Source organism: Methylobacterium variabile (assembly GCF_001043975.1).
Lineage (GTDB): Bacteria > Pseudomonadota > Alphaproteobacteria > Rhizobiales > Beijerinckiaceae > Methylobacterium > Methylobacterium variabile.
The window spans coordinates 1-5,838 of sequence record NZ_LABY01000346.1 but is presented as its reverse complement, the minus strand read 5'-3'; the positions used below and the strand labels follow the sequence as shown (position 1 = coordinate 5,838).

Annotated in this window: 5 protein-coding genes and 1 pseudogene; 5 read left to right on the top strand and 1 reads right to left on the bottom strand. The window is 71.1% G+C overall.

Going from position 1 to position 5,838, the window contains the following annotated elements:
* Positions 1-322 precede the first annotated feature (322 nt).
* A pseudogene (locus tag VQ02_RS36420) lies at positions 323-490 on the bottom strand (helix-turn-helix domain-containing protein); the annotation flags it as partial.
* Between the two features lie 234 nt (positions 491-724).
* Between VQ02_RS36420 and VQ02_RS35025 the strand changes: the two are divergent.
* From VQ02_RS35025 to VQ02_RS38860, 5 genes are all read left to right on the top strand, one after another.
* On the top strand, positions 725-1,354 hold the full coding sequence (locus tag VQ02_RS35025; RefSeq protein ID WP_053080636.1) for a hypothetical protein: 630 nt from the start codon (positions 725-727) through the stop codon (positions 1,352-1,354).
* 23 nt (positions 1,355-1,377) lie between these two features.
* Positions 1,378-2,085, top strand: a complete 708-nt coding sequence (locus VQ02_RS32700; RefSeq protein WP_048448442.1) for a hypothetical protein — start codon at positions 1,378-1,380, stop codon at positions 2,083-2,085.
* A gap of 12 nt (positions 2,086-2,097) precedes the next feature.
* Positions 2,098-3,402, top strand: coding sequence for a hypothetical protein (locus VQ02_RS32695; protein ID WP_048448441.1), 1,305 nt, complete (start codon positions 2,098-2,100; stop codon positions 3,400-3,402).
* A gap of 28 nt (positions 3,403-3,430) precedes the next feature.
* Complete coding sequence (locus VQ02_RS35020) at positions 3,431-5,503, top strand: hypothetical protein (RefSeq protein ID WP_053080634.1); 2,073 nt, start codon at positions 3,431-3,433, stop codon at positions 5,501-5,503.
* A 127-nt stretch (positions 5,504-5,630) separates the two neighbouring features.
* Positions 5,631-5,838: hypothetical protein (locus VQ02_RS38860; RefSeq protein ID WP_048448440.1), on the top strand; the 208-nt coding region annotated here is incomplete at its 3' end.

Sequence of the window (5,838 nt, the reverse complement as noted above, 5' to 3'; positions counted from 1 at the left end):
GCGGTGAACCCGGCGATCAAGATCACCAACATCATCGCGCTGCTGCTGCTGGCGATCCTGGCGCATAGCTGACGCCTTGTTATACCCTCGCGCCTTGGCATCGACACGTCGATGCGAAGGCGTCCGGCGCATCAGCGCCGGCGCCCGTTCGGGCTTGCCTTGCGCCTCCGAACGAGTCCGTTCGAAGGCGCGGCGGTATCACAACACGCCGGGCGATGGCCGGGTAATGCAAGCCGCCGGTCGGCAGCGCGGCGGCCTCATGGGCGGCAGCGACTCCCACGAACACTCCACGCCGAACGTCAGCCGGCCGGTTGCGGGTTCATCACGCGCCTTCGCGGAAACCCAGCTTGCGTGCATACGCCGCCGGCGGCAAGCTCACGTGGCGGGAGAACGCCACGCTGAACGTGCTCGCCGAGCCATAGCCCACCCGCGCGGCGACCTGGGCGACGCCGCAGCCCTCGCGCCGGAGAAGATCCTTTGCCAGGGCCAGCGCCTCGTACTCTGTAAGGCTGAGGTCACCTCGACATCCCTGGCTGGGGACCCCGCCAACTTCGGCGAAGGTCGCTTCGGGTACGGTTCCGATCGACGAAGTACACTTCGCCTAGAAGAGCACTCTCCGGGCGAAATAGTATTTAAATCAATAAATTGTCCCTTGGCACACCGCTTGCGCAAGCCCTCCCGACCACCGCTCGGTCCCCGGAGCGGAAGGTCGGGAGACTGGCCCATGGCAAGCCGCCTTCTCGCCTATGATCCGGAACTTGAGACCTTCGCGGGCGAGACTTCCGCGGCGGCGCGGCACAACCGCGGAACCTTGCGCGAGATGGCGCGGGCGACGGCGCTTCTGGAGTTACGCGCCGTCCCCGCCCTCCGCGCTTTCCTGCGCCAGTCAGCCCGCGAAGCGGCCCGAGAGGTGGGGACGGTGGGTTCGCCCGCGGCACTCGCCGCCGCGGTCCAGCGGCTTGAAGCCATGATCGTCGCCGCGTTGCGGGTCACGCCACCGCGCCGGCGCCACGGGCCGTTCGGCGCCACGCTCGGCAGCTACCTCGTCGCCATCGCGGGCTCCCGTCTCGGCCTGGAGCTGGAGGGCCTGAGCCGCGAGGACCAGGAGTTCCAGATCGCCCGGCGCCTCGTGCGCTTCGTCGAGGCAGCCTTGCGCGGCGCGGCGCGCACCGCCGAGCCCGATCCGGATGCGGCCGCGCGCCGGGCGCTCGCCGCCGCGGCGGCGCGCCTTGCCCCGGGCCTTGCCCATTCCCTGCCGCGGCTTCCGAGCCGCGCCCCGACACCCGCGCGGGCGACAGCCATCCCGCCCGCACCGCCTGGGCGCCCTCCCTTTCCACCCGCCCGCCGCCGGTGAGGCGATCATCGCAGGAGGCAGACATGCACAACATCGACCGCAACATGCTGGAGTTCGGCCACGAGGGCGAGACCTTCGAATCCGAGCAGTTCGAGTGGCCTCAGGGCGAAGCCGCCTTCAGCCAGAACGAGGGCTGGTTCGGCGAGTACCAGGGCGAGAGCGAGGGCGAAGGCGAGTGGGGCTTCGAGGTCTTCTCCGAGCAGGAGATGATGGAGCTCGCCGGCGAGCTGCTCGAGGTCCAGAGCGAGGAAGAGCTCGACCAGTTCCTCGGCAAGCTCATCCGCAAGGCCGGCCAGGCGGTCGGCAGCGCCATCCGCTCCCCCGTCGGCCGCGCCCTCGGCGGCGTGCTCAAGGGCGTGGCGAAGACGGCCCTGCCTCTCGCCGGCACCGCCCTAGGCACGGCGGTCGGCGGCCCGCTCGGCGGCATGATCGGGCGCGGACTGGCCACCGCCGCCGGCTCGGCGCTCGGCCTCGAGCAGGAGATGATGGCGCAGGAGGATCGGGAGTTCGCCGGCGCGACGCAATTCGTCAAGCTCGCCGGCCAGACCGTGCAGCAGGCCATGGACGGCGGCGGCGACCCGCGCCACGCCGCGCAGGCCGCGGCGGTCGAGGCGGCGCGCAGACACGCCCCGGGCCTTCTCGCGGCGCGCCGCAGCGGCGCGAGCGCGGGGGGCAGCCAGTCCGGCCGCTGGATCCGGCGCGGCAGCCGCATCGTCCTGCTCGGCGTCTAGGCGGGCGCCGCCATGGCCCTTCCGCCCCTCGCCCGCTCGATGCTGCGCCAGGAGGCCCGAGCCCTGCTCGGGCGCCTGGCGCGGATCAGGCCCTTCGCGCTCCAGGAGACGATGCTGCCGGCGGCGGCGCTGCTGCCGCGCGCGCAGAGCGCCGTCGAGCGGTTCCTCGTCGCGGGGCGGCGCGAGCTGCGCGCCCTCATCAGGGGCTATCTCGCCTGGATCGACGGGCCGGCGGGGGGTGCCGCCACGCCGGAGGAGGCGCATCGCCGCTTCGTGCTGCTGCGGCTGCGCTTCAACGTCGTACTGACCCAGTTCGACCTGTTCGCGGACGTCATCACCCAGCGCAGCGAGGCGGAGACGGGCGTGTGGCTCGGCGGCCTCGATGTCCTGGCGGGGGACGCCCTCGCCCTGCCGGGCGTCTACGAGCCGCCGCCGATCATCTGCTATCTCGACCGCGACTTCGGCGCCGCCATCCGGCGCGCCCGCACCCGCCTGCCCGGCGGGGGCGACAACCCGGTGGCGATCGTGCGCATGCCGCGCGAGCGCATGGTGGGCAGCGGCATCGCCTCGTCGCTGGTCCACGAGGTCGGGCATCAGGCGGCCTCGCTCCTCGACCTCGTGCCCTCGCTGCGGGCCGCGCTGCAGCAACGGCAGCGGGGCGGCCAGGCGGAGCGCCTCGCCTGGGGATTGTGGGAGCGCTGGATCTCCGAGATCGTCGCCGACCTCTGGTCGGTGGCACGGGTGGGGGTCGTCTCCACCATGGGCCTGATGGCAGTGGTAGCTCTGCCGCGCCCCTTCGTCTTCCGGCTCAACCTCGACGATCCGCATCCCATGCCGTGGCTGCGCGTCAAGCTCAGCGCGGCGATGGGCGAGGCGCTCTACCCCCACCCGCAATGGCGGCGCCTCGCCGCCCTGTGGGAGGGCTACTATCCGCGGGCAGGCGTGCCGCCTCAGGTCGGCGCCGTGATCGATGCCGTCGAGGGCGCCATCCCCGCCTTCGTCGCGTTGCTCGCCGACCATCGACCGCCCCGCCTGCGCGGTGCCTCGCTGCGCGAGGTGCTGGACCTCGGGCCGCGCCAGCCCGCTCGGCTCGTTGCGCTCTGGCGGGCCTGGAACGCCGAGCCGGCGGGCCTCTACCGTGCCCGCCCGGCCCTCGTCCTCGCCGTGCTCGGTCAAGCGCGCGCCGACGGCCGGCTCGACCCCGAGGACGAGGCGGCGCTCATCGCCAAGCTGCTCAGCTTCTGGACCCTGCGGGCAACCGTGAACACCACGGCCCTCTGCGCCGAGGCCGCCATGCCGCCCGCCCTGGCCGCCTGACACCGAGATCCTGCGAGAGGAGATGACGATGGCCAAACTACCTCCCACACCGAATTTCCGCTTCCTCTTCCGCAACGAGGAGGCGCCGAACCAGCTCGTCGCACCGGGAGACACGCTGCCGATCACCGTGGAGTTCACCCCGCCGCCCGGAACCGTACCCGACGACTGGGTTCTGACGCTCGACACGCCGACACTTCCCAGGAACATCTCCGTTCTCTCGCAGTCGGCCGAAGTCGACGCGTCGACCGGCGTGATCAGGAGCACCGTCTCCTGGACGTTTCCGCGGGACAGCGCTCCGGTCATGCTGGAGGTGAAAGCCCGAGCGGAGGGGCGCACCACCGGTCAGAGCGGCGAACTCACCGCCGCGGTTCCGATCTTCCTGGTGCAGAACCTCGATGAGGCGCTGCAGGTGACGCACGTGGACGAGAGGGCGAGCGAGCGTCTTCAACTTCCGCGCGGCGCCTATGTCCGGATCCGTCATTCCGGGTTCGCTGGCGGGTTTGACGCCTTCCGGTTCAAGCCCGTCTGGAGCGGTCTCAAGCCTGCGAACTTCGTGACCTCGCCGGTGGAGACCGAAGTCTTCTTCCTCCCGATGCCCGCGCAACCCGTGCCGATCACGCTCTCCCTCACCACGCAACGGGGCGAGCCGCTCTACTTCCGCGGCGACAGCAGGTTCGCGGCCAGAGCGCTGATCGAGCCGCCCGCGACGCCGCGGCCGCCCGGCGAGGTCGTGCGGGTGGCGCTTCAGCGGACCGGCACCGTGATGACCCGGGATGCGGTCGTCAACAACGCGATCCGGGCCTCCGCCCAGGCGATGTCGAGCAGCCGGTACTTCCAGTTCATCGACCGCGTGTTCTGCAGCGACAATTCCCTCGGCGGACCGCAGCAGGCGCGGCTCACGGAGCTGCGCCAACGGTCCCGTCAGGCCGATGCCTTCGTGGGCGGGGTCAACGCCTACGAGATGCTGAGGACCGCCACGCAGGTGTTCCTGCTGATGAATTGCGGCGTCGCCCTCGAACCCGACGCGTTCCGCGACACGGCGGACGAGGACGGCTCCCGGCTCGGCGAGTATGTCAGCCCCGAGGAGCTCTCGTCACGGATCAAGGGCTACCTCGACCTGTCGAGCGGCCGCCTGCCCTACATCCAGCGGATCATCGACACGGCCTTCTCGGACCGCGACGGGACCAGCCGCGGTCTCCTGTGCCACGGCCTCATCGCCTCGCGCATCGACGCGCCCTGCCTCGTCGAGCTGTTCTGGTCGTACTGGCACGAGGAGGGCATGCTCGTGCAGACCCTCAACGCGATCAGCCGACGCTTCCAGAACGTGCGGGCGCCGGGCGGGCGCGACCCGCTCGCGCATCTCGAGATCGATCCGCTGCGGCCCCTCAACGGCGTGCTGTGGGGCTACATCCAGGACGAGTGGAACCGCCTCTCGGTCCAGCGCCGGGCCTACGAGTACGATCACCAGTACGGGCTGCCGATCTACGGCCGCGCCGTGCCGGGCCTGCGCCCCGCCGACAGCCGCTCCAAGTTCCTGGAGGCGTTCCACAACCTCCTGCACCGCACCTACGTCTTCTACAAGGAGGACAGCGACACGACGGTGATCGCCGACGGCTATCCCCTGCTCAACTCGCTCAAGGAGGTCCATCTCCTCCTGGCCCAGGGCGCCCACAACCAGTTCGGCGACCTGCCCTGGACGGCGCGGGTCGAGATGCTGATGCAGCAATGGATCCTGGCGCGCCCGGAGATGCGCGACTTCCTCCAGAGCCGGCCCATGGTGCCCTATACCGAGCGCTGGATGCCCGCTGTCGACACGATGAAGTCCCTTCAGGGCTGGTCCGACGTCACGGTGACGCATTTCCGCGACCTCGGCGTCTATGGCGAGCAGATCCTGCTCTCGGTGCGCTGGAGCGACTGGATCGGCATCAACGACGAGAACGCGGCCAAGAACTGGGCTCGTTACTGGCGCCCGGAGATCCAAAGCTACATCCATGCCTACCGCGCCGTGACGGGCGCGGATCTCAGCAACCCCGAGGGCGTCGACTTCACGCCGCCCTCCGTGCACCTGCGCAAGCGGCTCGCGCTTCAGCGCGCCCGCTGACGTGCCCCCGGGAGCCGCTCGCGCGGCCGAACGCTCCGGCCTCCACGGCGGGTTCTGCCCGCCACCCACTCCCTTCTGACCCGGCTCGCCCGCACGGGCTCGCAGCCGCACCGGACGAGGTTGCGCCATGGCCAACATCGATCAGTTCGAGACGATCCCCTTCCCCGGCGAGACCGAGAATGAGGGCGAATGGATCCCCGGGTTCCACGAGGAGGGCGAAGTCCGCCGCGGCCCGCCGCGCTCACCTCCCCGGATGGGGGCAGGCCCGCGCCAAGCCCGCCGACCGGGCGCCCTGCCCAAGCCGCATCTGGCGCCGAGGCCGCCCACCCCCCGGA